General features: G+C 60.2%; 26 protein-coding genes, 1 tRNA gene, 2 pseudogenes and 1 riboswitch. Of the genes and pseudogenes, 14 read left to right on the top strand and 15 right to left on the bottom strand.

From position 1 onward, the window contains the following. Positions 1 to 33 precede the first annotated feature (33 nt). Positions 34 to 717 (top strand): phosphate regulon transcriptional regulator PhoB, encoded by a 684-nt coding sequence (gene phoB / locus ACZ9BX_RS12940; RefSeq protein WP_027510705.1) that lies wholly within the window; start codon positions 34 to 36, stop codon positions 715 to 717. 70 nt (positions 718 to 787) lie between these two features. Here phoB and ACZ9BX_RS12935 read toward each other — a convergent pair whose 3' ends face one another. Then, entirely contained in the window at positions 788 to 1,321 is a 534-nt protein-coding gene (locus ACZ9BX_RS12935; protein ID WP_476218361.1) for a GcrA family cell cycle regulator, read from the bottom strand. A 420-nt stretch (positions 1,322 to 1,741) separates the two neighbouring features. Between ACZ9BX_RS12935 and ACZ9BX_RS12930 the strand changes: the two genes are divergently transcribed. The 3 genes from ACZ9BX_RS12930 to ACZ9BX_RS12920 all read left to right on the top strand — a co-directional run bounded on the left by ACZ9BX_RS12930 (position 1,742) and on the right by ACZ9BX_RS12920 (position 4,988). Beyond that, positions 1,742 to 2,941 (top strand): acetylornithine transaminase, encoded by a 1,200-nt coding sequence (locus ACZ9BX_RS12930; protein WP_476218359.1) that lies wholly within the window; start codon positions 1,742 to 1,744, stop codon positions 2,939 to 2,941. 40 nt (positions 2,942 to 2,981) lie between these two features. Continuing rightward, the gene (gene argF / locus ACZ9BX_RS12925; protein WP_027510702.1) at positions 2,982 to 3,899 is read left to right on the top strand and encodes an ornithine carbamoyltransferase; all 918 of its coding nucleotides are present in this window, start codon (positions 2,982 to 2,984) and stop codon (positions 3,897 to 3,899) included. A 93-nt stretch (positions 3,900 to 3,992) separates the two neighbouring features. Then, a complete protein-coding gene (locus ACZ9BX_RS12920; RefSeq protein ID WP_476218357.1) occupies positions 3,993 to 4,988 on the top strand; it encodes an Hsp33 family molecular chaperone in 996 nt (331 codons plus the stop codon). Here ACZ9BX_RS12920 and apaG read toward each other — a convergent pair whose 3' ends face one another. Continuing rightward, positions 4,989 to 5,381, bottom strand: a complete 393-nt coding sequence (gene apaG, locus ACZ9BX_RS12915; protein WP_027510700.1) for a Co2+/Mg2+ efflux protein ApaG — start codon at positions 5,379 to 5,381, stop codon at positions 4,989 to 4,991. Positions 5,382 to 5,603: 222 nt separating this feature from the next. Further along, positions 5,604 to 6,788 carry an O-succinylhomoserine sulfhydrylase gene (locus ACZ9BX_RS12910; RefSeq protein ID WP_476218355.1) on the bottom strand — a complete coding sequence of 395 codons (1,185 nt, stop codon included), beginning with the start codon at positions 6,786 to 6,788 and terminating at the stop codon, positions 5,604 to 5,606. A gap of 46 nt (positions 6,789 to 6,834) precedes the next feature. Next, positions 6,835 to 6,913, bottom strand: a riboswitch (SAM riboswitch). A gap of 73 nt (positions 6,914 to 6,986) precedes the next feature. Here ACZ9BX_RS12910 and ACZ9BX_RS12905 point away from each other — a divergent pair. Beyond that, positions 6,987 to 8,081, top strand: a complete 1,095-nt coding sequence (locus ACZ9BX_RS12905; RefSeq protein ID WP_476218353.1) for a 2'-deoxycytidine 5'-triphosphate deaminase — start codon at positions 6,987 to 6,989, stop codon at positions 8,079 to 8,081. A gap of 45 nt (positions 8,082 to 8,126) precedes the next feature. Continuing rightward, a tRNA-Gly gene (locus ACZ9BX_RS12900) sits at positions 8,127 to 8,200 on the top strand. Positions 8,201 to 8,242: 42 nt separating this feature from the next. On the opposite strand, the gene ACZ9BX_RS12895 is transcribed toward ACZ9BX_RS12900, so the two are convergent. Then, positions 8,243 to 8,566 (bottom strand): site-specific integrase, encoded by a 324-nt coding sequence (locus ACZ9BX_RS12895; protein WP_476218352.1) that lies wholly within the window; start codon positions 8,564 to 8,566, stop codon positions 8,243 to 8,245. An 803-nt stretch (positions 8,567 to 9,369) separates the two neighbouring features. Between ACZ9BX_RS12895 and ACZ9BX_RS12890 the strand changes: the two genes are divergently transcribed. Beyond that, on the top strand, positions 9,370 to 10,332 hold the full coding sequence (locus tag ACZ9BX_RS12890) for a GNAT family N-acetyltransferase (protein ID WP_476218350.1): 963 nt from the start codon (positions 9,370 to 9,372) through the stop codon (positions 10,330 to 10,332). Positions 10,333 to 10,413: 81 nt separating this feature from the next. Here the strand turns inward: ACZ9BX_RS12890 and ACZ9BX_RS12885 are convergent. Together ACZ9BX_RS12885 and ACZ9BX_RS12880 are read right to left on the bottom strand one after the other, a co-directional pair. Continuing rightward, positions 10,414 to 10,864, bottom strand: a pseudogene (locus tag ACZ9BX_RS12885) (helix-turn-helix domain-containing protein); the annotation flags it as partial. Between the two features lie 68 nt (positions 10,865 to 10,932). Next, entirely contained in the window at positions 10,933 to 11,097 is a 165-nt protein-coding gene (locus ACZ9BX_RS12880; protein WP_476218348.1) for a hypothetical protein, read from the bottom strand. Between the two features lie 1,171 nt (positions 11,098 to 12,268). Between ACZ9BX_RS12880 and ACZ9BX_RS12875 the strand changes: the two genes are divergently transcribed. Both ACZ9BX_RS12875 and ACZ9BX_RS12870 read left to right on the top strand, forming a co-directional pair. Beyond that, entirely contained in the window at positions 12,269 to 12,691 is a 423-nt protein-coding gene (locus ACZ9BX_RS12875) for a hypothetical protein (protein ID WP_476218346.1), read from the top strand. Between the two features lie 556 nt (positions 12,692 to 13,247). After that, on the top strand, positions 13,248 to 14,120 hold the full coding sequence (locus tag ACZ9BX_RS12870) for a transporter substrate-binding domain-containing protein (RefSeq protein ID WP_476218344.1): 873 nt from the start codon (positions 13,248 to 13,250) through the stop codon (positions 14,118 to 14,120). On the opposite strand, the gene ACZ9BX_RS12865 is transcribed toward ACZ9BX_RS12870, so the two are convergent. The 5 genes from ACZ9BX_RS12865 to ACZ9BX_RS12845 form a co-directional block, all read right to left on the bottom strand. After that, complete coding sequence (locus ACZ9BX_RS12865) at positions 14,114 to 14,530, bottom strand: tellurite resistance TerB family protein (protein WP_027513295.1); 417 nt, start codon at positions 14,528 to 14,530, stop codon at positions 14,114 to 14,116. The genes ACZ9BX_RS12870 and ACZ9BX_RS12865 overlap by 7 nt on opposite strands. 62 nt (positions 14,531 to 14,592) lie before the next feature. Beyond that, entirely contained in the window at positions 14,593 to 15,333 is a 741-nt protein-coding gene (locus ACZ9BX_RS12860) for a thermonuclease family protein (protein ID WP_476218341.1), read from the bottom strand. 11 nt (positions 15,334 to 15,344) lie between these two features. Beyond that, a complete protein-coding gene (locus ACZ9BX_RS12855) occupies positions 15,345 to 16,010 on the bottom strand; it encodes a S24 family peptidase (protein WP_476218339.1) in 666 nt (221 codons plus the stop codon). A 104-nt stretch (positions 16,011 to 16,114) separates the two neighbouring features. Next, a complete protein-coding gene (locus tag ACZ9BX_RS12850) occupies positions 16,115 to 16,762 on the bottom strand; it encodes a response regulator (protein WP_132560214.1) in 648 nt (215 codons plus the stop codon). A gap of 90 nt (positions 16,763 to 16,852) precedes the next feature. Continuing rightward, entirely contained in the window at positions 16,853 to 17,254 is a 402-nt protein-coding gene (locus tag ACZ9BX_RS12845; protein WP_476218336.1) for a hypothetical protein, read from the bottom strand. A gap of 119 nt (positions 17,255 to 17,373) precedes the next feature. Here ACZ9BX_RS12845 and ACZ9BX_RS12840 point away from each other — a divergent pair. Together ACZ9BX_RS12840 and ACZ9BX_RS12835 are read left to right on the top strand one after the other, a co-directional pair. Then, a pseudogene (locus tag ACZ9BX_RS12840) lies at positions 17,374 to 17,728 on the top strand (DUF952 domain-containing protein). Beyond that, positions 17,725 to 18,813, top strand: coding sequence for a quinone-dependent dihydroorotate dehydrogenase (locus ACZ9BX_RS12835; RefSeq protein ID WP_476218335.1), 1,089 nt, complete (start codon positions 17,725 to 17,727; stop codon positions 18,811 to 18,813). Before ACZ9BX_RS12840 ends, ACZ9BX_RS12835 begins: the two are co-directional and overlap by 4 nt. Here ACZ9BX_RS12835 and ACZ9BX_RS12830 read toward each other — a convergent pair. The 3 genes from ACZ9BX_RS12830 to ACZ9BX_RS12820 are packed head-to-tail and all read right to left on the bottom strand — an operon-like array spanning position 18,789 to position 20,933. Continuing rightward, positions 18,789 to 20,135, bottom strand: a complete 1,347-nt coding sequence (locus ACZ9BX_RS12830; protein WP_476218333.1) for an MATE family efflux transporter — start codon at positions 20,133 to 20,135, stop codon at positions 18,789 to 18,791. The two genes, ACZ9BX_RS12835 and ACZ9BX_RS12830, sit on opposite strands and share 25 nt — an antisense overlap. 31 nt (positions 20,136 to 20,166) lie before the next feature. Next, on the bottom strand, positions 20,167 to 20,664 hold the full coding sequence (locus ACZ9BX_RS12825) for a CAP domain-containing protein (protein WP_132560204.1): 498 nt from the start codon (positions 20,662 to 20,664) through the stop codon (positions 20,167 to 20,169). 2 nt (positions 20,665 to 20,666) lie between these two features. Further along, the gene (locus tag ACZ9BX_RS12820) at positions 20,667 to 20,933 is read right to left on the bottom strand and encodes a DUF6460 domain-containing protein (protein WP_476218332.1); all 267 of its coding nucleotides are present in this window, start codon (positions 20,931 to 20,933) and stop codon (positions 20,667 to 20,669) included. Between the two features lie 143 nt (positions 20,934 to 21,076). On the opposite strand from ACZ9BX_RS12820, the gene ACZ9BX_RS12815 reads away from it, so the two are divergent. The 3 genes from ACZ9BX_RS12815 to ACZ9BX_RS12805 all read left to right on the top strand — a co-directional run bounded on the left by ACZ9BX_RS12815 (position 21,077) and on the right by ACZ9BX_RS12805 (position 23,088). Then, complete coding sequence (locus ACZ9BX_RS12815; protein WP_476219993.1) at positions 21,077 to 22,003, top strand: class I SAM-dependent DNA methyltransferase; 927 nt, start codon at positions 21,077 to 21,079, stop codon at positions 22,001 to 22,003. Between the two features lie 216 nt (positions 22,004 to 22,219). Then, complete coding sequence (locus tag ACZ9BX_RS12810; protein ID WP_476218330.1) at positions 22,220 to 22,855, top strand: YitT family protein; 636 nt, start codon at positions 22,220 to 22,222, stop codon at positions 22,853 to 22,855. A gap of 98 nt (positions 22,856 to 22,953) precedes the next feature. Next, positions 22,954 to 23,088 (top strand): hypothetical protein, encoded by a 135-nt coding sequence (locus ACZ9BX_RS12805; RefSeq protein WP_281029313.1) that lies wholly within the window; start codon positions 22,954 to 22,956, stop codon positions 23,086 to 23,088. 81 nt (positions 23,089 to 23,169) lie between these two features. Here ACZ9BX_RS12805 and ACZ9BX_RS12800 read toward each other — a convergent pair whose 3' ends face one another. Continuing rightward, entirely contained in the window at positions 23,170 to 23,631 is a 462-nt protein-coding gene (locus ACZ9BX_RS12800; protein ID WP_476218327.1) for a carboxymuconolactone decarboxylase family protein, read from the bottom strand. Positions 23,632 to 23,650 lie beyond the last annotated feature (19 nt).

Below are 23,650 nucleotides of genomic sequence, written 5' to 3'. Positions count from 1 at the left end.
AATTCCGAACCGGCCCTCAGGAGACCGAACCGAATGATCCCGAGAGTTGCAGTCGTTGAAGACGAAGAGGCACTGAGTGTGCTTCTTCGCTATAACCTTGAGGCCGAAGGTTTCGAGGTCGATACCATCCTGCGTGGCGACGAGGCCGAAATCCGGCTTCAGGAGCGCACGCCGGACCTTTTGATCCTCGATTGGATGCTGCCGGGCGTATCGGGCATAGAGCTTTGCCGCCGCCTGCGCATGCGTCCGGAGACCGAGCGCCTGCCGATCATCATGCTGACGGCGCGCGGCGAGGAAAGCGAGCGCGTCCGCGGCCTTTCGACCGGCGCCGACGACTATGTCGTCAAGCCGTTTTCGACGCCGGAGCTCGTTGCCCGCGTCAGGGCGATGCTGCGCCGCGCCAAGCCTGAGGTGCTCTCGACGGTGCTGAAATGCGGCGACATCGAACTCGACCGCGAAACGCATCGTGTTCACCGCAAAAGCCGCGAAGTTCGCCTCGGCCCCACCGAATTCCGCCTCCTGGAATTCCTGATGTCGTCGCCCGGCCGCGTTTTCTCGCGTTCGCAGCTTCTGGACGGTGTCTGGGGCCACGACATTTATGTCGATGAGCGCACTGTGGACGTCCATGTCGGCCGGCTGCGCAAGGCGCTGAACTTCTCCAACATGCAGGATGTCATTCGCACCGTCCGCGGTGCCGGATATTCCATGGAATCCTGATTGCCGCTTCCATTGCCGGACATCAAAAAACGGGCCCGCGAGGCCCGTTTCCGTTTGTCTTTTATCCGGCTCAGTTTGCGCGAGCTGCTGTCCTGCGGCGCTCGTTGACCGGCTGATAGGCAAGGCGCGCATGATAGCTGCAGTAGGGTGAAGAGTCCGGGCTATCGCAACCGCAGAAGTGGAAATCATCCTTCAGCGGATCGCCGACCGGCCACTTGCAGGTGCGTTCCGTGAGTTCCGTCAGGCCGAGGCGGCGGGAGATCGGCACGACCACGTTTGCGGCCGGACGATAGTTTACCTCCTCCATGAGATCGATTTCGATCTCTTCCTTGAGCATCGTTGCGCCCTGCTGGCGCGTGACGGTGCGGGTCGCGATCCGCGATGCATAGTTCGGTGCGCGCGGAGCCGAGGTATTACGCTTCGGCGCGCGTGCGGCCGCCGCGGTGCCGCCGGCCTTGGCGCGGCCCGGAAGGCTAAGCCTGTGGACCTTGCCGATCACCGCGTTCCTGCTCACTCCGCCGAGCTGCGCAGCGATCTGGCTCGCGCTCAGTCCTTCGGACCAAAGCTTTTTGAGTTTTTCGACTCGCTCGTCTGTCCAGTTCATGCCCTGTCTCCGCCGTTTAGCGTTGTGAAGGCAGAATCCCCCACCCTTGCTCCGGATACATCCGAAGCAGGAAACGCCTGACCAATTGTGGTGACTAGTTCCGCCGCATGCAGTCTAGTAATTGAGTTTTAACCTAGTGTGAGGCTGACTCCGTGACAAGAGTCGCGGGAATCCGGATGAATCGAATTTCAAGTTTTCCCCAACTTGCTTCCCGAGCGAGTCATTTCTGCAACATTAGCTGTTGATAAATGACCTCGTTCGGGGAGGTGGTCCCATGGCGCACGAAGCCCGCAGTTTTGTTGACATCGCGGTGCGAAACGTCAATAGTGGCACTCGCCGCCGAAAGGCGGCATTTTTAATTTTTCGGACCCGGTTTTTAGCCGGAGTCTGGTTGCCCTAACGATGACAGGAGATCGCGCCATGGCTCAAGCCGCGCCGCTATATGACACCTATTCTCGCGCCCCTTTGCGGTTCGAGCGAGGTGAGGGCGTTTGGCTGATCACTGAAGGCGGCGAACGATATCTGGATTTTGGCGCAGGCGTTGCAGTGACTTCCGTCGGCCACGGCAATCCGCATGTTGTCGAAGCCCTGAAGGCGCAGGCCGACAAGGTTTGGCACCTGTCGAATATCTATGAAATTCCCGGCCAGGAAGCGCTTGCCAAGCGGCTGACTGACGTCACCTTCGCCGACAAGGTGTTCTTCACCAATTCCGGCGCCGAGGCGCTGGAATGCGCGATCAAGACTGCGCGCCGCTATCAGTATTCCAACGGTCATCCCGAGCGCTTCCACATCATCACCTTCGAAGGCGCCTTTCATGGCCGCACGCTGGCGACAATCGCCGCCGGCGGTCAGGAGAAGTATCTCGAGGGCTTCGGCCCGAAGGCGCCGGGCTTCGATCAGGTCCCCTTCGGCGATATCGAGGCGGTCCGCGCAGCGATCACCGATGCGACCGCCGGCATCCTCATAGAGCCGGTGCAGGGCGAGGGCGGTGTCCGTCCGGCGACGCATGAGTTCATGAAGGCACTCCGCCAGATCTGCGATGAGAAGGGTCTGCTGCTCATCCTCGATGAGGTCCAGACTGGCGTTGGCCGTACCGGCAAACTCTTTGCCCACGAATGGTCGGGCGTCACGCCGGATATCATGGCGGTAGCGAAGGGTATCGGCGGCGGCTTCCCGCTCGGCGCCTGCCTGGCGACCGCGGATGCCGCCTCCGGCATGAAGGCCGGCACGCATGGCTCCACCTATGGCGGCAATCCGCTTGCCATGGCGGTCGGCAGCGCGGTGCTCGACGTCATCCTCGCCGACGGCTTTCTGCAGCATGTCCGCGATGTGGCGCTCGTCTTCCGCCAGGGCCTTGCCTCGCTGAAGGATCGCTATCCGGATATCATCGAAGATGTGCGCGGCGAAGGCCTGATGCTCGGCATCAAGGCTGCCGTCCCGTCTTCCGAACTGCTGCAGGCCATTCGTGCTGCTCATCTTCTGGCCATTCCGGCGGGCGATAATGTCATCCGTCTCCTTCCACCTCTGGTCGTCACGGCGGAGGAAGCCCGCGAGGGCCTTGCCCGCGTCGAGCGCGCTGCCGAAAGCATTCGCGCGGCAAAGACCAGGAAGACGGCTTGAACGGATAACGCCCCTCAAGGCGCATACAGGTAAGAACGACATGGCTTCCCCCAAACACTTTCTCGATCTCTCGGCGGTAACCGCATCCGATCTCAGAGCCATCATGGATGATGCGATCGTCCGCAAGCAGGCCTTCAAGGCCGGCAAAGGCGATAAGCCGCTCGCGGGCAAGATGTTGGCGATGATCTTCGAGAAACCCTCTACGCGTACACGCGTTTCCTTCGATGTCGGCATGCGTCAGCTCGGTGGCGAAACGCTTTTCCTCTCCGGCACGGAGATGCAGCTTGGCCGCGCCGAGACGATCGGCGATACGGCCAAGGTGCTCTCGCGCTATGTCGATGCGATCATGGTCCGCACCACGGAGCACCACCGCATGCTGGAGCTCGCCGAACATGCGACGGTGCCGGTCATCAACGCGCTGACGGACGACACGCATCCCTGCCAGATCATGGCAGATATCATGACCTTCGAGGAGCATCGCGGTCCGATCAGGGGCAAGACGATTGCCTGGACCGGCGATGGCAACAACGTGCTGCACTCGCTGGTCGAAGGTGCGGCCCGTTTTGGCTATCGCATGAATATGGCTGTGCCTCTTGGTTCCGAGCCCAAGGATCACTATCTCAACTGGGCTCGCAATGAGGGCGCCGAAATCATGCTTGGCCATGACGCCGACCGTGCGGTCGAAGGCGCCGATTGTGTGGTAACCGATACCTGGGTCTCCATGAATCAGGAACATCGGGCCCGCGGTCACAACGTCTTCCAGCCCTATCAGGTCAATTCGGCTTTGATGGCGAAGGCCGGCAAGGATGCATTGTTCATGCATTGCCTGCCCGCCCATCGCGGCGAGGAAGTGACGGACGATGTGATCGATGGCCCGCAATCCGTGGTCTTCGATGAGGCGGAGAACCGTCTTCATGCGCAAAAGTCGATTCTTGCATGGTGCCTGGGCGCGATCTGAACCATACTGGGCGTCACGTCTGGCCTGATGGCCTCGTGGCGGCACGGGCGAAAAGACCTCTGGTCCGCCGCCTGGACTACTAGGAGTAAGACCATGGCAGAAATTGCAAGGGCTCTCGGCGAGTTCGATTTCGCTGGCGATGATCACGTAGTCCCATTTCAGGTAGAAGGCCTCGATGTGCGTGGCCGCGCCGTCCAACTCGGGCCTATGCTGGATGCGATCCTCGCGCGCCATCATTATCCTGCACCCGTCGCCCGGCTGCTTGCCGAAGTCATCGTGCTGACGGTACTTCTCGGGACGTCCCTCAAGTTCGAAGGCAAATTTACGGTGCAGACAAAAGGCGACGGCCCTGTCGATCTTCTCGTTGCCGATTTCTCGACGCCGCAGAACGTACGCGCCTATGCACGCTTCGATCAGGCCTTGCTCGACAAGGCGGTCGCTGCCGGCGAAACCGAGCCGGAACAGCTTCTCGGCAAGGGCGTGCTGGCTTTCACTATCGACCAGGGCAAGTTCAGCCAGCCCTATCAGGGCATCGTGGCGCTTGACGGCACCTCACTCGAAGATATCGCCGGCACCTATTTCCGACAGTCGGAGCAAATCCCGACGCGCGTCCGCCTGGCGGCCGCCGAACTGCTCGATCGCGACCAGGCGGGCCAGCCGCGCCACCGCTGGCGGGCGGGCGGGCTCATTGCCCAATTCTTGCCGGAAGCGCCGGAGCGTATGCGTCAGCGCGACCTCCACGGCGGCGACGGCGATAACGCCGCGCTGGCACACAAGGAAGACGACGCCTGGACCGAAGCGCGCGCGCTGGTCGACACCATCGATGCGGACGAACTGACGGATCCGCAGGTCGGCATCGAACGCCTGCTCTTCCGCCTCTTCCACGAGCGCGGAGTGCGTGTTTTCGGCACCCGGGAAGTCATCGATCGCTGCAGTTGCTCGCGCGACAAGATCAAGAACGTGCTGAAGGGCTTTTCTGAGGAAGAGATCGATGCCAGTCAGGAGAACGGCGAGATCGCCGTCACTTGCGAATTCTGCTCCACGACCTATCGTTTTGAAGTCGTGGAGGTCGCATCGGCTGCCGAATGATCAGTTCAGCACTCTGAGCAGCCCGGGGGAATCAAGCGAGAAGGCGGGTATTTCGACATCGAAAAGCTCTCCGTCATCCGTTTCCATCTGGTAATGGCCGAACATGAGGCCGGAGGGCGTATCGAGCGGACAGCCGGATGAGTATTCGTAGGTATCGCCGGGTTCCAGCCGGGGCTGCTCGCCCACGACGCCCGGGCCACTCACTTCGTCCACGATGCCGCTCTGATCGGTGATGTTCCAGTAGCGATTGATGAGCCGCACGGTCAGGTCCGATTTATTGCTGATAACGATCCGGTAGCCCCAGACATAGCGATCGTCGTCCGGATCGGATTGCTCCTCCAGATAAAAGGGCTCGACGACGACTTCGATATCTCGTGTGAGGGCGCGGTACATGCCTTACACCATAGCCAAGATATGTTACCCGTATCTTATGCAGCGCTCGATCCGTCAAGAAACGGCACATGCATCATCCTTCAAACAGCGTGATTACACGTCGTTTCGAACATTAATCCTAATTATCAAAGTTCATTTCCGCATTGAAGCAAGACTCTTGCGCCATTTATTAGGTGGAGCATCCGGCCGGGCCGGCAAGGTCCGGCCGTCGCTATTGCAAGTTCAGGACCTAACCTTTGAAAGAGCCTGAGCGAAATCTTCGATGAGGTCTTCTGCATCCTCGATGCCGAGCGAAAGGCGAACCGTGCCGGCGGAAATGCCAAGTTCCGCGCGCGCTTCGTCGGTCAGGTTCTTGTGCGTCGTGGTTGCCGGATGGGTGATCAGGCTCTTGGAATCGCCGAGATTGTTTGAGATTTTGATGATATCGAGCGCATTTTGCAACGCGAAGGCGGCTTCCTTCCCGCCCTTCAGCTCGAATGCGACGAGCGTGGAGCCGCCGGACATCTGCTTGGCGATGATGTCGGCCTGTGGATGGTCCTTGCGCCCCGGATAGATCACGTTTGCCACCTGCCTCTGCTCGGCGAGGAAGTCGGCGATCGTGGCCGCACTTGCCGTCTGCTGCTTGACGCGCAGCGGTAGCGTTTCGATGCCCTTCAGAAGCGTCCAGGCATTGAATGGCGACATGGCCGGGCCTGTATGGCGGAAGTAGTCGTGCAGGTTTTCGTCGATCCATTCCTTGTCGGAAAGCACGACGCCGCCGAGGCAGCGGCCCTGGCCGTCGATATGCTTGGTCGCGGAATAGACGACGATATGGGCGCCGAGTTCCAGAGGCTTCTGGAAGAGCGGCGTCGCAAAGACGTTGTCGACGACCACCTTCGCGCCGATCTGATTGGCGAGCTTGGCAACACCTGCGATATCGATCACTTCCAGCGTCGGGTTCGTCGGGCTTTCAAGGAAGAAGACCTTCGTCGCCGGACGGATCGCCTTTTCCCAGTTTTCGAGGTAGCGGCCGTCGATGAGCGTGCATTCGATACCGTATTTCGGCGCCAGCGTTTCGACAACCCACCGGCAGGAGCCGAAGAGCGCACGGGCGGCAACGATATGGTCGCCGGCCTTTAATTGGCAGAGGATCGCCGCGGTGACGGCAGCCATGCCAGAAGCGGTGGCGCGGGCGTCTTCGGCGCCTTCGAGCGCACACATCCGCTTTTCGAACATGTCGTTGGTCGGGCTTCCGTAGCGGGCGTAGATAAAGCCGTCCGTCTCGCCCTTGAAGCGGGCTTCAGCCGCTTCCGACGTATCGTAGACGAAACCCTGCGTCAGGAAGATCGCTTCCGAAGTCTCGCCATATTGCGAGCGCAGGGTTCCGCCGTGAACGAGTTGAGTTGCCGGGCGCCAAGTCTTGCTCATGCCATCACCACCTTCAAACAACAAAAAAACCGGCCGCAAAAGCAGACCGGTTTCATACCCGGTCTTTTTAGCCACTTTTTTAACGTGGCTGCAAGCCGACCGGCCAAATCACCACGGGATAAAGCTGCAATACTGCTGTTAGCTTCTTGCGTCAATTCCTTGAGTTTGGTTTTGTCGGAAGCGAATTATGGATGGAGCATGATGGCTCGCGAAACTGGAATCTTGGCCGATCGCGCAATAGCCGCGTTGTTTGAAACCGGCCGCCTCACGACGGAGCGGGAACTGGACCGCGATCAGATCCAGCCGGCCAGCCTGGACCTGCGCCTGGGCGCCAAGGCGTTCCGCGTTAGGGCCAGTTTCATGCCGGGTCCATCGCATCTCGTTGCCGACAAGCTCGACCGGCTGAGCCTGCATGTCATCGACCTCTCCGAAGGTGCCGTGCTCGAAACGGGCTGCGTCTATATCGTGCCTCTGATGGAGCGGCTCGATCTTCCGACTGAAATGTCTGCCTCGGCCAATCCTAAAAGCTCGACCGGCCGCCTCGACATCTTCACCCGCGTCATTACCGACTACGCGCAGGAATTCGACAAGATTCCTGCCGGTTATTCCGGCCCGCTCTATCTGGAAATCAGCCCGCGCACGTTCCCCGTCGTCGTGCGCCGCGGCTCGCGCCTCTCGCAGATACGTTTCCGCGTCGGGCATTCGATTCTCGGCGAGCCGGAGCTGCAGGCGCTGCATGATGCGGAAACGCTGGTCGCAAGCGCCAAGCCCAACGTTTCCGGCGGCGGCATTGCGCTCTCGATCGACCTGGCTGGCGACAAGGAGGGCTTGATCGGCTATCGCGGCAAGCATCACACGGCCGTCGTCGATGTCGACAAGAAGGCCGAGCACGATATCTTCGATTTTTGGGAGCCGCTTTACAGTCGCGGCAGCAACGAGCTGATCCTCGACCCGGATGAGTTCTATATCCTCGTTTCGCGCGAGGCCGTGCACGTTCCGCCGCACTATGCCGCCGAAATGACGCCCTTTGATCCGCTGGTCGGCGAGTTTCGCGTGCATTACGCCGGCTTCTTTGACCCGGGCTTCGGCCACGCGCCCGCCGGCGGCATGGGCAGCCGTGCCGTCCTCGAGGTCCGCAGCCACGAAGTGCCCTTCATCCTCGAGGACGGCCAGATCGTCGGCCGCCTGGTTTACGAGCACATGCTGGAAAAGCCCGAAAGCCTCTATGGCTCCGGCCTTGGATCGAACTATCAGGCTCAGGGCCTGAAGCTCTCCAAACATTTCCGCATCTGAGATGCCTTGACACCGCCATCCATCTGTTGGAAGGCTTCCGTCATTGCGGGTGTAGCTCAATGGTAGAGCAGCAGCTTCCCAAGCTGAATACGAGGGTTCGATTCCCTTCACCCGCTCCAGCAACTTCAATAACTTAAGTATATCGGCGTTTCACTGCCGTTTCACTTACGCGATTCGGCGCGGGCCTCAGCGATCTTGCGGCTAGCCTCAAGTCCATCGCCACGGCTGTACTTTTTCGTCATCTTCACGGTCGAATGGGTCGCGAGATTGCTTGCCATTTCGATCGAGCCGGTTGCCTCGACGGTCTCCGAAACGGCGCCTGCCCGCGTGTCCATCGACCAGACGTTATTGGGGACGCCGGCAGCATCTCGAACCTTGCGGAACTTCTCTGCATAGCGGTTTTCCCAATAAGGCTTCCCGTAGTCCTCACCGATCACCACAGGGCCAATTTCCGGAAGCGTGTAGGCTTTCAGAGCCTCGGTCACGAGCGGGTAGCTCCTAAGGTCGCGAGCGACCGCAGCTCCCGTCTTGCTGGTCTTCAAGGTGAGGATAGACCGAACGGCAAGGGCTCGTCATGAAGGGTCGTTGAGACGAACCCTCACCGCATCGTGCTAGAGGATGACGCAACCTCTTGGCACGATCGCGCGGATCGGTTGGAGCTACGTGGATGCCGCCTGATGGTGCCTAACATCTCGTGCTGCGCGAAGTTCCCAGACGTTCAAAAAAAGCCCCGCTGTCGATCGGCGGGGCAAGAGAAAAGTGACGAATACCGCTCATAGGGGTGCGCGGCCCTTATAAAATGGGCGAGACTGTCTGCCGGTAAACTAGCCCAAAGGTATTAGTGCGGTTCCGGACAAAAACGGCCCTGACCGACGGGGTGTTCAGCGCAGGGCCAAGTCGCCGGCTGGATGCGCGTTTGGCCGCGCAATCCGCTATTTCAACGACTTAACTGCCTAGAGCGTTCCGCCAGCACACAAAAAAGCTTTCCGTACGGTAAGAACCCAATGCGCGAAGATTGAGGCGGACCGCACAGCCGCGTGCATGGGCAAAAGCATGGTTACAGGAGAGTTTGGCCGCACGGTCCATTCGGCCGAACATCCGAGGCGGTTGTTTGTTCCTAGTGGCAGAAGCCTGACGGATGGTACCGAACTCCAGAGGACCGATCCGGTGGCCGACATCTCCCATGCGTGTGACTATTCCTCTGGAGAAGAGTAGAATACAGCCCGACTGCAGCGCCCTTGGGCAGCGCATCGGGCGCTGCATCCCTTAGCGAACCAGGGAGGGCGATATGGGAACTGCACCTAGCGTAGCCATCCGCGCGCTGGCCGAGACCGATCTGCCGGAAGCCGAAAGAATTTTCCGGCTGGCCTTTGGCACCTTCTTGGGAGCACCCGAACCAGAGACGTTCTGGTCCGACCGCGACTACGTACGCGGCCGCTGGCAGGCGCCCTACGTCGCCGCCTTCGCCGCGGAGGTGGGCGGTGAACTGGTGGGCTCCAACTTCGCAACCCGCTGGGGCAGCGTCGGCTTCTTCGGACCGTTGACGATCCGCCCCGACCTTTGGGACCGGGGCATCGGCGCGCGGCTCGTCGAGGCCGTCACGGCGAGCTTCGATGAATGGGGCACGCGGCATGCAGGCCTGTTCACCTTCGCCCAGAGCGCCAAGCACGTGGGCCTGTACCAGAAGTACGGCTACTGGGCTCGTTTCCTCACGGCCATCATGTCGGCGCCGGTCCGTCACAACCAGACCGAGCCGGTGCGCTGGTCGCGGTATTCCGATCTGACAGAGGAGCAGAGAGTGGAATGCCTGAAGTCCTGCCGTGACCTGACCGGCGCCCTTTACGACGGGCTCGACCTGGGGGCGGAGATCCAGGCCGTAGAGGCGCAGGAGCTTGGGGAGACGGTCCTGCTCGGCGATATGGCGGGTGCGGGCTTGGACGGTTTTGCCGTGTGCCACCATGGGCCGCGCAGCGAAGCAGGCGACGGTGCTTGCTTCATCAAGTTCGGGACCGTGCGTCCAGGATCGGCGGCTGGGGAGACCTTCGACAGCTTGCTGCATGCCTGCGAGGCGCTTGCCGTAGCGGAGGGGATGCCCAAGCTGCTGGCCGGGGTGAACATGGCCCGCCACGAGGCGTACCGGCACTTGGTCGGGCGTGGCTTTCGAACCGAAATCCAAGGGGTCACGATGCACAGGCCAAATGAGCCGGGTTACAGTCGCGCCGGCGTCTTCGTGCTCGACGACTGGCGCTAGGGATGGAATCTAACGCTTGGTGCCCACGCCTAACGGCCACGATGATGATCGACGTAGAGCCCACGTCTCTGAGCTTCTGCCAAACTTGGGATCGTTGGAGAGCTTGAACTGGCGATAGCGATGCGGCTCGAGACCATTGGGCTCGCCAGATGCGCCGTACGGCACTGGCGCTGATGCCACTCTCCCTAGCCATCATGAGTCCAGTGGGTTGCCTCGACCGGTGGGTCAGAAAGCGTCAGGTTGACTACCCGCTCGGCCATATCAGGGACAAGCGGCTTGATCCGGGAGGGGCGAGTCTTGTCGCGCAGCAGGCCGTCGACACCTTCTTGCATGAAGCGCTCCTGCCAGCGCCAGACGCAGGTCTTAGAGGTGCCGGTCCGGCGCATGATCTCGGTGGTGCAGACGCCATCGGCGCTCAGCAGCACGATAACTGCCCGCCAGACATGTTTCTGAGCCGTGTTCCGGTTGCTGGCGACAGCCTCAAGGCGCTGCCGGTCGGAGGGGTAAGATTGATGGAAATGCCAGTGCGCATGCCACAGCCTCGCATGCACGCTGGCCAAAAGGAATCCCAGATCGGACTCTTCCGTCAGGCGCAGACCACTAGTTGTCTTCTTCATACTCCCGATCAGCGATTTCACCGTCCAGGACCTGAATGTCCTCGCGAATAATGCTGCTGAGGCTGCCCAGAAGATCAGCCAGTTCGAAATCTCGATCTTCCGTAGCCTTTGCGGCGCGCGCCCCGGCCTTGTCGACATAATGTTGCAAGATATGCCGCTTTCCCTTCAGGCTTCAAAACTCGACATGATAATCGTCCTCTGCGTCGGTGTTACGCACAGACATACTCGCTGTATCGGGAAGAGCAAAGCCCCAAGATTGGGAGGTGCGAGAGCTGATTATCGGTGCTCCTGCCTGAATAGAGGAAGGCTCGCGCTGGCCATCGATCAACGCGAGCCCTTTCGCACCGCGTGACATAAGGGAAGGGTTTGCCTCCGCCACGCACTACCAGAATGACAGACGATCAAAAGAGAGCAAATTAGTTAAAACGGCTTAGGCCGTTCCCCTGCGCCTTCAGGGAAGGTGCCGGCGTTTCGGACGCCGAATACCTCTCACTCAGGGCTTCGATAATCTCCATGGCGGTGGATTCATCCAGGCGTGTTAGCGGCAGAGTTTCAGCAATTACAGCGACCTTATGCGTTTGCGTATGGACAATCGACCAGCTGCCGTCCCCGTCGTGTCTGGCGTAATACTGCGGGCGTATTGGCATATTCACGTCTACCTCTGTTTCTCTGCAATGCTCACGAGTAGCTTTTCCAAGCTGTCTTCGTTCGTGACGCCGTGCTGAAAGAAATAGATGATCTGGGTTGCGAGCTCGTCGCAGGCGTCGTCACCCGTTATGTTCCCGGTCGCGCAGATATGATCGAAGACTCTTTTGCAGATCACAATATCTTCGTTCTGCATTGGTGCATCGTTCGCAGCGAAATCATCTCTGGTCATGGTTCAGCACTCTCAAGAAGATGGTCTATTCTCGAAAATCGATCCTGAACGCAGGATGAAAAGAAAAATGGCTTATCCCGTTCGCACAGGTGTTAACAACATCTAGCATTGGAGAATGACGCATCTCCCCCGCTTCAGTATTTAAGCGGGATGAGCGAAAGCGTGTTTCCGACGCGGCAAATGCCACAATCTCGCCAAACATCAGGACGGCCGGAATGCGAGCGGAAGCCCATCGGTTCCGGCCGAACGCTCACTGATGCCCCATTGCGGCCGCTCATTAGCGGTCGCCGCATGATCGAATTGGCGGAACGTACGCCTCCATAGGACGCGGCAAGCCATTTCCAAAGAGTTGATTTGTTGATTTGACAACCGCCATGATCGCGCCGAGGTTGCTTTAGAAATCCATAATATTCATCCTAACAAATTGGCTAGGGAGGACACAATGGAAGCCGTCAATCGTAGAACCACGCTCGCACTCGGTCTTACAACGGCCGCAACGCCACTGATTGCCTGGGCGACGCCAGCAGCCGCCCAGACTTACGGCCCCGATGAGGGCGAGGAGACCGGACCCGGTGTCAGAGTTGTCGCGCTCGGTGAGCGGGCTTCGGTCATACCAGCTTATAAAATGGTGAAACTGCGGGATGTTGTTATCCAACCTGGGGCGAAGACGCCGGACAACATGATGAAGAACGACATGCTCTGCCATATGACTGAGGGAGAACTTTCGGTCGTTCAGAACGAAAAAAAGTTCACGGTCAAGAAGGGCGATGTTTGGACCTGCGCTAATGCCGATACGACAGAAGGCACCCAAAACACGAGCAATTCGGTCGCGATCATGCGGGTCATCGATTTGATGACCGCATAAGGAGGCGACGCGCGGAAGTGCGGCAACGGCGGCTCTAGGGAGCCGAAGACGTCGTTGCCGCCATGTGGGCGATCTATATGCAGGAATGTCCACTGTTGGCACCACCTGCACGTTCGGATCGGTGAGACGTACGGGAGAAAACTACCTATCCGGACTTTCGAAGCGTTTCTGTAGAGGGGCAGCTTCGGGCCGAATGCTGCCCCTTGCGCTGGTGGCGTTTGCTACCTAAATCCGAAAACATCTGTGGATCAGTCGGCCAGCGTGAACGCCGCATTGATTTTTCTCAAGGTTCTCGAAGCCTCCCAAGCTGAATACGAGGGTTCGATTCCCTTCACCCGCTCAGCTAGCCGATGCCCAGCTTCAGAAGAACGGCAATCACATCGCGAAAGCAGGTGCTTTCGTCTACGATCTGCTCCCGCTGATGAAGGCGCATGACTGACTGCTGGCGCACTTTTATGGCCGGTGGTGCGGCCCGGCGCATATTTCCCAATACGGATGACTCTGATACACCATCGCCAAGCGGCGATGCCCCGACCCTAACCCGAGCCGGATGATAGTGAGACAATCTTTCCCTGCGTCCCTAAGTTTTAAGGGACTTTTAACTTTTTGGCTGTCCTTGGTTGTATTTTCTGCAGGGACGACGTTTGCGCAGCAGGCGCCATCGTCGCTGCCGCTGCTTTTTGACGCCCGTGAAAGGCTTGCCAAGCCGGACCTCTCTTCGCTCGTCCGCCTGCGCTTCCTGACCGCGGTCGATTTCCCACCTTTCAACTTTACCGACCAGAATGGCAAGCTGTCGGGCTTCAATATCGATTTGGCGCGCGAGATATGTAATGAACTGGAAGTGGCTTCAAAATGCGAGATCCAGGCGCTGCCCTTTGCCGATTTGAAGGAGACGCTTGCGGCCTCCCAGGGCGATGCCGTCATCGCGGGGTTGGCCGTAACTTCAGACTTACGCAAGCAGTTTACCTTCAGCCGTCCCTACCTCATGCTCCCGGCCCGTTTCGTGCGCAATGCGAAAGCGGAGATCAAAGGGGATACCGCCGCAGCGCTGTCTGGCCGACCGGTCGGCGTCATCAAGGCGACCGTACATGAGGCCATGCTTGCCGCCTACTTTCCGGCAATAAAAGCCGTGCTTTTCGAGAATAGGGAGGCACTGCTGACGGCCCTGAGGGATGGCAAGGTGGACGCTGCCTTCGCCGACGCCCTGCAATTGTCCTTCTGGGTTTCCTCTCAGGCATCCGCCAAATGCTGCGCGCTCTTCGATGGCCCCTATTTGTCGGAGCAGTTTCTGGGAGAGGGCATGACGATCATGCTTCGCCAGAACGACAGCGTATTGACGGCAGCGTTGGATCACGCGCTTGCAGCACTTTCCAGAAACGGCCGCCTGCAGGAAATGTACCTGCGTTATTTCCCTTATGGGCTCTATTGACCGTTGCGGAAGCGGGCGATCGCGCTGCGTTCGATGGCCGCGCAGGTAAGCTTGTCGAGACCCAACCGGTCGCGGAGCATGCTGAGCAGCCGAAGCTCCTCGGCCTTGACGGAAAGGTCGGCGGAAGCGACTTCGACGGCAAGCGCATAGGCGGTGTCGTAGAGCCGCGCCGGCAGCGTGTCCTTCACAGTTTCCAAAACGACATCGAGACCTTCCGGCCCGGCCAGCAGCGCTGCGCAGTCGCGGGCAATCGAAATCAGCTTGTCGTCATCGAAATCCTTGAACACTGGCAGAAAGCCGATCAGCTGGCCGATGCGCTCCATCTCCCGGTCGTTCATCGTGCTGTCGACGGCGGATGCCATCACCATCACGTAAATCAGGGCATCATGGGCGGAAAGCGGCTTGTTCATTCGGTCATTCCCTCTGCTTCGGCAGGAGTTTAGGAACTGCCGTCCGCCATTACAAGGGATCGCTAGATCGGATCGAGAGGATTATCCGGCGGCGGTCCGGGCGGCAGCGTCAGCGGCGCGCCCTTGCGCGGATCCTCGCCATAGACGCCTTTCTTCTCCGCCTTCGCCTTTTCGCCCGCTCCGGTAAGCGGCGATCCGGCGACTGCATCGGCCCAGCCGTTCTCGACAAGCCATTCGGAAAGATCTTGCGCGCCGATCTTGCAGGAGGCGGTCGTGATGCCGGTCCAGTTGGCGTCCTCCAGATCGCAGGTGACTGAGCGCAGCCGCAGAAAGAGCCGGAAATTCGTCTTGGCAAGCATTCCGCAAGGCCATTCGTTCCCATCCAGCTCTTTGCAAACCTTGTCGGCCTGTGTCGGAACGATGCCGGCAAGCTGCAGCTTCCTGTCGCCGAAGGCGAGAATGCCAGCACTCTCGGCGACCGGCCTCGGCAATGTTGCGGCTTTCTGCGGCTCCGGCTTTGGCTTTTCCGATTCGGGCGCGGCAACCCGTTCCAGCGGCTTGCCCTCCGCCTCAGCCGGATAGAACTGGCTTGCTTGGTCGACCGGCCGCGCGTTCATGCTGATCTTTGGATCGGGAAGGGCAATTGGCGGCTTTGGTACCTCCTCGGATTTGGCCGCTGTGATGGGATCTTCGCTCGCGGTCGTCGCCACATCCGGCCCGGCAAACCGCTCCCTGCCTGCCGCCAGCATCACGGCGACGATTGTTATTCCCGCAACAGCTGTCAGAAGTGCTGCAGGCCGCATGGAAGATTTTCCTATTGGCTGGCCCAGATGATGCGCGCGATCCAATCCACATCGGAAAACTCGATCGTCCGGTTCGGATGTTCGGAATTGAGGGACATCAGTTCGATGGAGCGTGTGCTCTGGCGTAGCAGCACCTTGGCCATCACCTCGCCCTCGCGCGTCCTGACGACGACGCGGTCGTTGCGGCGCACCTGGCCGCCCGGCTCCACGATCAGGACGTCGCCGTCGCGATAAAGCGGCATCATGCTGTCTCCCTGCACTTCGAGGGCATAGACGCCCGCTTTCTGCGAGGGTGCGGCCGGAAATTCCACCACATCCCACCCTTGGCCAGCCGGGAAACCGCCATCATCGAAAAAGCCGCCCGCACCGGCCTGTGCGAAGCCGAGCAGGGGAATGGAGCCTCCCTGCGGGGGGGATGCGCCATCCAGCAGACCGGAGAAGCTGTTTGCGGGCCGCATGAAGCCCATGAACTGCTCCATGGTGGCGCCCGTCGCATCGAGCACTTTGGCGATCGATTCCGTCGAAGGCCAGCGCAGCCGGCCATCGGCAGACAACCGCTTAGATTTGTTGAAGGAGGTAGGGTCGAGGCCGGCACGGCGCGCAAGACCAGACGGTGTCAGGTCATGCCGTTCGGCAAGCCTGTCGATCGCTCCCCAAATCTGCTCGTGTGACAGCATCTTGCTTGGTCCTGCGCCCCGGCGCCGCTCTCCAATCGGCAGGAAGATTAATGCCAGGCTTTTTCATAGTAAAGAGAAAGGAGGAATAAAATCCTGTCTTGGCGTCAGGCAACCATCGCCATGTTGATCTTGCCGAGCTGGATGACGGCCTGCGTGCGGCTGTCGACGTTGAGCTTCAGGAGGATGGCAGAGACGTGCGCCTTGATCGTTGCTTCGGAAACGCCGAGCTCGTAGGCGATCTGTTTGTTGAGCAGGCCTTCGCCGAGCATGGTGAGCACGCGGCTCTGCTGCGGCGTCAGCGTGTGCAGGCGGTGAATGAGGTCGGCCACGTCCGGGTCTTGTTCCTCACCGTCGCGATAATTCTCCGGCGTTGCGATATCGCCGGCAAGTACCGCCTGGATGCTGCTGCGGATATCTTCGATGCCGGACGATTTGGAAATGAAACCGGAAGCGCCGAGCTCCAGCGCACGGCGGATCGTCGTCGCGTCATCGGTCGCGGAAATGATGACGATCGGCAGGCTGGCGAATTCGGAGCGCAGCGCCATCAGCCCGGAAAAGCCGCTGACGCCGGGCATGGCAAGATCGAGCAGCAGGATATCCGCATCCGGATGATTGGTAGCGGCAGCGCGCGCGGCCGTGAAATCGCCGGCTTCGACGATCGTGTGCTGCCCCTCCATGCCGGTCACGGCCTGGCGCAGCGCATCCCGGAAAAGCGGGTGGTCGTCCGCAATGATGATCGTCTGTTCCTGCATCGAAAACCCCCTCCCAAGAGCCCGATTTCATCCTCCTCGTGCGCGGGATACCCGCCGCACATGCCGTCCTCTTCATATTACTACATCAAATCAGGTCTTCTGCGGAAGAGGCGCGGTCTTTTCTTCCTCCTGGAATTGCTTCACCATGCCCATGAAGCTTTTCATCATCCGCTCCATGATGCTGATCGAGCGGTCGATCTCGGCATCGGTGGGCAGCGCCTTGTTGACGATGCTCTTGTTTTCGAGCGCGGTCACGCGGTCGGAAAGCCGGTCGAGCTCGTCGTCATAAGCAGCGCGTTCGTCGGCCGCCATACGGCAGACCAACGAACCGTCCTTTTCTTCGCAAAGCGATATCGCACCCGTGTGCTTGTCGAGACGGACGAAATGGTCGCCGCTCCGCTCGAGCTGGAAGCGCGCCGGGTCCGGCTCGGCCGCGAGCGCCGTCAGCGGCAGAAGAAGAACTGCGGCAATCCCGATTGTTATCGTCTTCATGGTATGATCCTCCGGATTTCTGTTGCGGCTATCCTGTTTTTCGGCGGGGAGTCGTGGACATCGCCGTTCCTTTCCGGCAAAGCGCTCACCAACAGCATCAGCCATTGCATGAGGCCATCATGAGCGTGACACCCGTCGTTTACAAGATCGTGACCGAGGCGCTCTGGCAGGAAGCCAGGCAAAGCGGCGTTTTTCGCGGCGCAGGCATCGACCTGCAAGACGGTTTTCATTCATCTCTCGACGGAAAAACAGGTGCGGCAGACGGCGGCGCTGTTTTTCGCAGGCCAGCCGGGCCTGCTGCTCGTCGCCATCGATAGCGGCAAGCTCGGCGACAAGCTGATCTTCGAACCCTCCCGAGACGGCGATCTCTTCCCGCATCTTTATGCCGAACTGCCCCTTTCGGCCGTCATCTGGGAAAAGCCGCTTCCGCTCGATGATGCCGGACAGCATATCTTCCCGGAACTCCTGCCATGATTAATGTGTTCAAGAGCGCTGCCCGCAAGGGCCTCTTCCTCTTCGATCCCGAAACGGCGCATGGCATGTCGATCGCTGCGCTGAAATCCGGCTTGGTTCCCGCTTGCCGTATTTCTCCAGATTCGCGGCTGGTGCAGACGGTCGCCGGCCTCACCTTCGACAACCCGCTCGGTATGGCGGCCGGTTACGACAAGAATGCCGAAGTGCCGGAATCCCTCCTGAAGCTCGGCTTTGGCTTCACTGAGATCGGCACGGTGACGCCGAAGCCGCAGTCGGGCAATCCGCGCCCGCGCATCTTCCGTCTGGTGGAAGACGAAGGGGTCATCAACCGCCTCGGCTTCAACAACGAGGGCCATGATGCGGTCTTCCGGCGCCTGTCGGCGATCCGCCGCGAAGGCATTATCGGCGTTAACATCGGCGCCAACAAGGACAGCGCAGACCGCATCGGCGACTATGTGGCCGGCATTCGCCGCTTCTATTCCGTTGCGCGCTATTTCACGGCCAACATCTCTTCGCCGAATACGCCTGGCCTGCGTGACCTGCAGGCGCGCGAAAGCCTGGCCGCTCTCCTGTCCGCCGTGCTTGCCGCCCGCGACGAGGAGGCCGCGAGGTCTGGCCGGAAAATTCCGGTCTTCCTCAAGATTGCGCCCGATCTCACGGAAGAAGGGATGGACGATATCGCGGCCGAAGTTCTCTCCCATGGGCTGGACGGCCTGATCGTCTCGAACACGACGCTTGCCCGCGACGGTCTGAAGGATCAGCGGCAGGCGAAGGAAGCCGGTGGCCTTTCGGGCAAGCCGCTCTTCGAGAAGTCGACCGCGATTCTTGCGAAAATGCGCAAGCGCGTCGGCGCCGCACTCCCGATCGTCGGTGTCGGCGGTGTTTCTTCGGCGGAAACCGCGCTCGAAAAGATCAGGGCAGGGGCCGATCTCGTGCAGCTTTATTCCTGCATGGTCTACGCGGGTCCTGGCCTACCGGGCGAGATCGTCCGCGGCCTCTCAAGGCTCCTCGACCGTGAAAAGGTCACGTCGATCCGCGAATTGCGCGACACCCGCGCCGATCACTGGGCGGCTCGGAACGTCTGATCGGCCCGCGGCTTCACCAGCATTGCGAGGAAGAAGCCGCGGAACAGCAGGAAGGCGTTCATCGACAGCCAGAGCCCGTGATTGCCGAAGAGCGGCACGAAGACCGCGAGCGCGGCAAGATAGCCGGCAAATGACATCAGCATACGGTTGCGCATGTCGACAGACCATGTCGCGCCGATGAAGACGCCGTCCATCAGGAAGGCGAGTGCGCCCGTCAGTCCGGTGATCGCCGCCCAAGGCAGATAGGTTTCTGCCGCTGCCCGCACCTCCGGCGAGGTCGTCAGCGCGGAAATCAGCCAGGGACCGGCGCCAAGGAAGAAGGCGGAAACGGACGCCGCCAGGCCGAAGGACCAGATGGCAGTGAGTTTCAGCCCGCGGTCGAAGGCCGGCCGGTGGGCCGCGCCGATCGCCCGTCCGGTGATCTGCTCGGCGGCATTGGCAAGCCCGTCGAGATAATAGCCGGAGAGCAGGAAGAAATTCATCAGCACGGCATTGGCGGCGAGCGTGACGGCGCCGAAGCTCGTGCCGATCCGCGTCATGATCGCAAAGGAGCCGATCAGCACGAAGGTGCGGATCAGGATGTCGCGATTGAGCGCAAAGAGCTCCGCCAGCCTGTGCCGCGAGAAGATTTCCGCACGGCTTGGCCGTTCGGAGGCTTCGAAGCTTCTGAGAACGAGGAAGAGGCCGGCCACCGCACCGGCCGTCTCGCCAACCATCGTGCCCCAGGCGACGCCGGCGACTCCCCAGTCGAGCCAGAGGCCGAGATAGATCGCGAGCACGATATTGATACCGTTGATCAGCGCCTGCAGGAAAAGGCCGGTGCCGCCTTGCCCGCGCCCTAGCACGAAACCGAGGATCGCGTAATTCGCGAGAGCCGCAGGGGCGGCAAGGATCCGAATGGAGAAGTAGACATTCGTCGCCTGCGCGACGGCCGCTTCGGGTCCCATCAGTGCCAGCCCTGCCGAAAGCAGTAGCGGCGAGAGACAGAGAAGAACAAGGCCGCAACCGAGTGCGGAAACCATGGCTCGCCAGAAAACGCCCTGCTGCTCATGCGTATCGTGCCGCCCGAGCGCCTGTGCCGTCAGCCCCGTGGTCGAAGCGCGCAGGAAGTTGAAGCTGCCGAGGAGAAGGTCGAAGAGCATTGCCCCGATCGCAAGGCCGGCAAGCGCATCGGGCTCGCCCATATGGCCCACGACGCCGGTACCGACGAGGCCGAGCAGCGGCGTCGTCGTGAAGCCGAGCGTCATCGGAATGGCGATCGACAGCACCAGCCGGTGCGTCACATCGAATGCCAGCCGGTTTTCGCGCCCGCGGTGATCCATTTCTGCCTCGATCTTGAGAGGCAGAATCGCCTCAGCTGGAAAGAACCATGGCCCAATAGGGCACGCTCCGGGAAGACGTATTGTGCGCAACGGCGACGCCGAGCCCGTTATAGCCTCCCAGCATGTTCTCGAGATGATGTCGCGAGTTGATCCAGGCCGTCACCACGGCATCGATGCTCTGCTGGCCCGCGGCGATATTCTCTGCGGCCGGAAGCTGCACGCCGCTTTTCCTCACGCGTGCACCAAAACTGTCGGCCATGCCCATCAGATGCGTCATCTTGCCGGCGCTTGCCATTCGCTTGGCCTGGTAGATCGCCGCAGCGCTTGCCGCCGGATCGACGCGAAGCGCCGTCAGCCCATTCTTGGCACGAAGCTGGTTGACGAGCGGCAGCGCCGCCGTTGTCTCGTCCTCTCCGTCCGAGGGCGTGGAAGACATTCTGGGCGCGGTCGTGCAGCCTGCGACGCCCGTCAGGAAGACAAGGCCTGAAAAGCGCAGCAGATTGCGCCTGGAAAGATCGATGGATGTCATGTTTACCGGCGAAAGTTGAAAAGACGGATGATAATGAAGATCGGGATGACGACCGTTGCGCCAAGCAGCAGATAATCGCCGACGCGACCGAGCGCTGCAAAACCCCGGTACCAGATCTCGCGGATGAAATCCTGGACGCCGTAGACGAGGTCCAGCGGTGCCCATCCGAAAACGGTCATCACGAAACCGACGATCAGCGAAACGACTAAGAGCTTCACCAATGTGCGGCCGAGCGAGTCACCTAGAAATTTGTTTACCTGATCGGACATGCGCCATCTCCTGTTTGCCCTGAAATACGGTTGCGGCGCGTCGCCCGCAAGCCTTTTCCGGAACTGGCCGTTCCGCCTCTGAAATAGGACTTGAGTTTTTTTGTGGCCGCCGCCAAATGCGCAGGCGTTCAACGGGCCACATCATGCAGCAAAGCCAGTTTTCCTCAGGCGACGTCATCGCCGATCGTCGCGCCGATTATGCGAAGATGCTCGACGAGGGCGGTGAGGCGGATGCGGCCGCCGAACTGATGGAGCAGGCGCTGGAGCTGACGCCCGCCTGGGCCGCCGGCTGGTATCGCCTCGCGACCTACCGGGAGAAGGCGGGCAACGTGGGATCCGCGATCGAAGCCTATCGGAAGACGCTGTCGCTCGATCCGGAGGATATTTTCGGCGCAAGCCTCAAGCTTGCCCTGCTTGGCGAGGCCGAAATGCCGGAGCAACCGCCGAGCCGCTATGTCGAGCGGCTGTTCGATGATTATGCCGCCCGTTTCGAAACCTCGCTCGTCGAAAAGCTGGATTATACCGTTCCGCAAAAACTCGCAGCGCTCCTTGCCGCTACCGGCCGCAAATATTCGCTCGCCATTGATCTCGGCTGCGGCACCGGCCTTCTCGGACCGGAGATCCGCGCCCGTGCCGGACGGCTTGAAGGCTACGACCTCTCACAAAAAATGCTCGCCAAGGCCGAGGAGAAGGCAGTCTACGATCACTTGGCCCAAGCCGACCTTTCTCTTGCGCCTGAAGCCTCCGGCGTCTTTGCCGATGGTACGGAATACCGCGCTGATTTGATTACGGCTGCCGATGTGCTCATGTATCTCGGCAATCTCGAAAGCGTTTTCGCGATCGTCGATCGCCTCGCCGCCCCCAGCGCAGATTTCGCGTTCTCGGTCGAAGACGCGGGCGAGGGCGACGGTTTCCACCTCGCGCCATCACTGCGCTATGCGCACACGGAAGCCCATGTTCGCGGTCTTTGCAGCCGCTATAGCCTCGAGATTATCGAGACCATCAAAACCACGATTCGACAGGATGGCGGCAAACCAGTCGCCGGCATTCTGTTCCTTGCACGGCGGTAACGTTTCGCGCACAAATCTTTCGATTTGAAATAGGTCAGTATCGCTTACATATTTCGCTTGCTCGCAACTGCGAAAAGCTCGATAATTCCCATCATAGCTGACCGGCGCCGCGGAAGAACAATCAGGAGCGCCTCAGGCTGTTCACCATAGACAATCCGTTGCGCGGGAAACGTTCTCCGGCGCGCTTGAATTCTTCTGCTGTTGGAGATTGCCGGCATGGCTCAGTTCATCAGTGCCCTCGGTTTCTGGAACACCAGCGCGACGCGCCATACGCCGCTCGAGGATGTGCAGGGCATATTCTCCGGCAGCCTCGTTTCCGCACTCGGCCTTTATGTGCTCGCCAGCGCCGGCCTTCTCACCGGCAGCACCGCCGGTATCGCCTTCCTGCTGCATTACGCTTTCGGCGTGAATTTCGGCCTTGCCTTCTTCTTGCTCAACCTGCCGTTCTTTTATCTTTCCTGGAAGCGCCTCGGCATCGCCTTTACGATCAAGACCTTCGTCGCCATCGGCCTCACCTCGGCGCTTGCCGATGTGCAGTCGCGTTTCTTTGAGATTTCCAGCATCCATCCAGCCTGGGCAGCGCTTCTCGGCGGCCTACTGCTCGGCTTCGGCCTGCTTGCGCTCTATCGCCATCGCGCCAGCCTCGGCGGCGTCGGCATTCTCGGTATCTATATGCAGGAGCGTTTCGGCATCCGCGCCGGTCTTGTGCAGCTTTCCGTCGACATGTGCGTGCTTGCCGCCGCCTTCTTCGTCACAACGCCGCCGGTGGTTCTCTATTCCGTTCTCGGCGCGGTCGTCCTCAATCTCTTCCTGACCATCAACCACCGCGCGGATCGTTATATCGCGCTGTAGGTTCGCGAAGCGGCAGTTCAATCATAAACAAATCGTAACTTGCCTCCTCTCAGGCCGAGAGCGACACTCGCCTCGCGCCGGATAGATGAGGTGAAGATATGTCAGAGTTGGAAAAACTTATCAGACGCCGCATGAACGAGGAGTATGCCAAGGGCTCCTCCGCGGAAAAGATCGCCCAAGTCATCCGTGAACTTATCAATAACTTCGACGGATCAGGTGCCCGTAGCAGCTGATCGAAATTTTTGCCGACCCGATTTTCATCGGGTCGGTCGCTTCAAGCATTGCCTCAAGCTTTTTGCTGTGCGCAAAATTCCTCACGCAGCCTTCGCCGGCTGATCGATTGGGTGCTGGCTGCGGAAGCCGACGGCCAACCGGTTCCAGACGTTGATCGCGCCGATCGCCACCGTGATGTTGGTGACTTCCTCTTCGCTGAAATGCGCCTTCAGGGCTTCGAAGTCCGCGTCCGGTGCGCCGGTCTCCGCGATCCTCGTCACCGCATCGACCCAGCCGAGCAGGGCACGCTCCTTTGCGTCGTAGACCGGCGATTCCTTCCAGGCGCAGATGAGGTTGATCCACTGCTCGCCAAGGCCGTCATGGCGGGCTTCCTTGACGTGCATGTCGACGCAGTAGGCGCAGCCGTTGATCTGCGAGGCGCGCAGCTTGATGAGGTGGATGAAGCGCCGTTCAAGGCCGGAGCCCTGGACATATTGCTCCAGGGCGGCAACCGCCTTGTAGGCTTCGGGCGAGGCCTTTGCAAAGTTGAAACGTGCCTGCATTGTCTTTCTCCTTTAGGTA

The sequence above is a fragment of the Rhizobium sp. USDA 3886 genome, from assembly GCF_056279785.1.
This window is presented reverse-complemented; position numbering and strand designations above follow the sequence as displayed.

What these genes read in the sequence shown, in the direction of transcription:
- phoB (WP_027510705.1), top strand. Translation starts at nt 34, where the DNA reads ATGATCCCGAGAGTTGCAGTCGTTGAAGACGAAGAGGCACTGAGTGTG.
- ACZ9BX_RS12935 (WP_476218361.1), bottom strand. Translation starts at nt 1,321, where the DNA reads ATGAACTGGACAGACGAGCGAGTCGAAAAACTCAAAAAGCTTTGGTCC.
- ACZ9BX_RS12930 (WP_476218359.1), top strand. Translation starts at nt 1,742, where the DNA reads ATGGCTCAAGCCGCGCCGCTATATGACACCTATTCTCGCGCCCCTTTG.
- argF (WP_027510702.1), top strand. Translation starts at nt 2,982, where the DNA reads ATGGCTTCCCCCAAACACTTTCTCGATCTCTCGGCGGTAACCGCATCC.
- ACZ9BX_RS12920 (WP_476218357.1), top strand. Translation starts at nt 3,993, where the DNA reads ATGGCAGAAATTGCAAGGGCTCTCGGCGAGTTCGATTTCGCTGGCGAT.
- apaG (WP_027510700.1), bottom strand. Translation starts at nt 5,381, where the DNA reads ATGTACCGCGCCCTCACACGAGATATCGAAGTCGTCGTCGAGCCCTTT.
- ACZ9BX_RS12910 (WP_476218355.1), bottom strand. Translation starts at nt 6,788, where the DNA reads ATGAGCAAGACTTGGCGCCCGGCAACTCAACTCGTTCACGGCGGAACC.
- ACZ9BX_RS12905 (WP_476218353.1), top strand. Translation starts at nt 6,987, where the DNA reads ATGATGGCTCGCGAAACTGGAATCTTGGCCGATCGCGCAATAGCCGCG.
- ACZ9BX_RS12890 (WP_476218350.1), top strand. Translation starts at nt 9,370, where the DNA reads ATGGGAACTGCACCTAGCGTAGCCATCCGCGCGCTGGCCGAGACCGAT.
- ACZ9BX_RS12875 (WP_476218346.1), top strand. Translation starts at nt 12,269, where the DNA reads ATGGAAGCCGTCAATCGTAGAACCACGCTCGCACTCGGTCTTACAACG.
- ACZ9BX_RS12865 (WP_027513295.1), bottom strand. Translation starts at nt 14,530, where the DNA reads ATGAACAAGCCGCTTTCCGCCCATGATGCCCTGATTTACGTGATGGTG.
- ACZ9BX_RS12860 (WP_476218341.1), bottom strand. Translation starts at nt 15,333, where the DNA reads ATGCGGCCTGCAGCACTTCTGACAGCTGTTGCGGGAATAACAATCGTC.
- ACZ9BX_RS12855 (WP_476218339.1), bottom strand. Translation starts at nt 16,010, where the DNA reads ATGCTGTCACACGAGCAGATTTGGGGAGCGATCGACAGGCTTGCCGAA.
- ACZ9BX_RS12850 (WP_132560214.1), bottom strand. Translation starts at nt 16,762, where the DNA reads ATGCAGGAACAGACGATCATCATTGCGGACGACCACCCGCTTTTCCGG.
- ACZ9BX_RS12845 (WP_476218336.1), bottom strand. Translation starts at nt 17,254, where the DNA reads ATGAAGACGATAACAATCGGGATTGCCGCAGTTCTTCTTCTGCCGCTG.
- ACZ9BX_RS12835 (WP_476218335.1), top strand. Translation starts at nt 17,725, where the DNA reads ATGATTAATGTGTTCAAGAGCGCTGCCCGCAAGGGCCTCTTCCTCTTC.
- ACZ9BX_RS12830 (WP_476218333.1), bottom strand. Translation starts at nt 20,135, where the DNA reads ATGGATCACCGCGGGCGCGAAAACCGGCTGGCATTCGATGTGACGCAC.
- ACZ9BX_RS12825 (WP_132560204.1), bottom strand. Translation starts at nt 20,664, where the DNA reads ATGACATCCATCGATCTTTCCAGGCGCAATCTGCTGCGCTTTTCAGGC.
- ACZ9BX_RS12820 (WP_476218332.1), bottom strand. Translation starts at nt 20,933, where the DNA reads ATGTCCGATCAGGTAAACAAATTTCTAGGTGACTCGCTCGGCCGCACA.
- ACZ9BX_RS12815 (WP_476219993.1), top strand. Translation starts at nt 21,077, where the DNA reads ATGCAGCAAAGCCAGTTTTCCTCAGGCGACGTCATCGCCGATCGTCGC.
- ACZ9BX_RS12810 (WP_476218330.1), top strand. Translation starts at nt 22,220, where the DNA reads ATGGCTCAGTTCATCAGTGCCCTCGGTTTCTGGAACACCAGCGCGACG.
- ACZ9BX_RS12805 (WP_281029313.1), top strand. Translation starts at nt 22,954, where the DNA reads ATGTCAGAGTTGGAAAAACTTATCAGACGCCGCATGAACGAGGAGTAT.
- ACZ9BX_RS12800 (WP_476218327.1), bottom strand. Translation starts at nt 23,631, where the DNA reads ATGCAGGCACGTTTCAACTTTGCAAAGGCCTCGCCCGAAGCCTACAAG.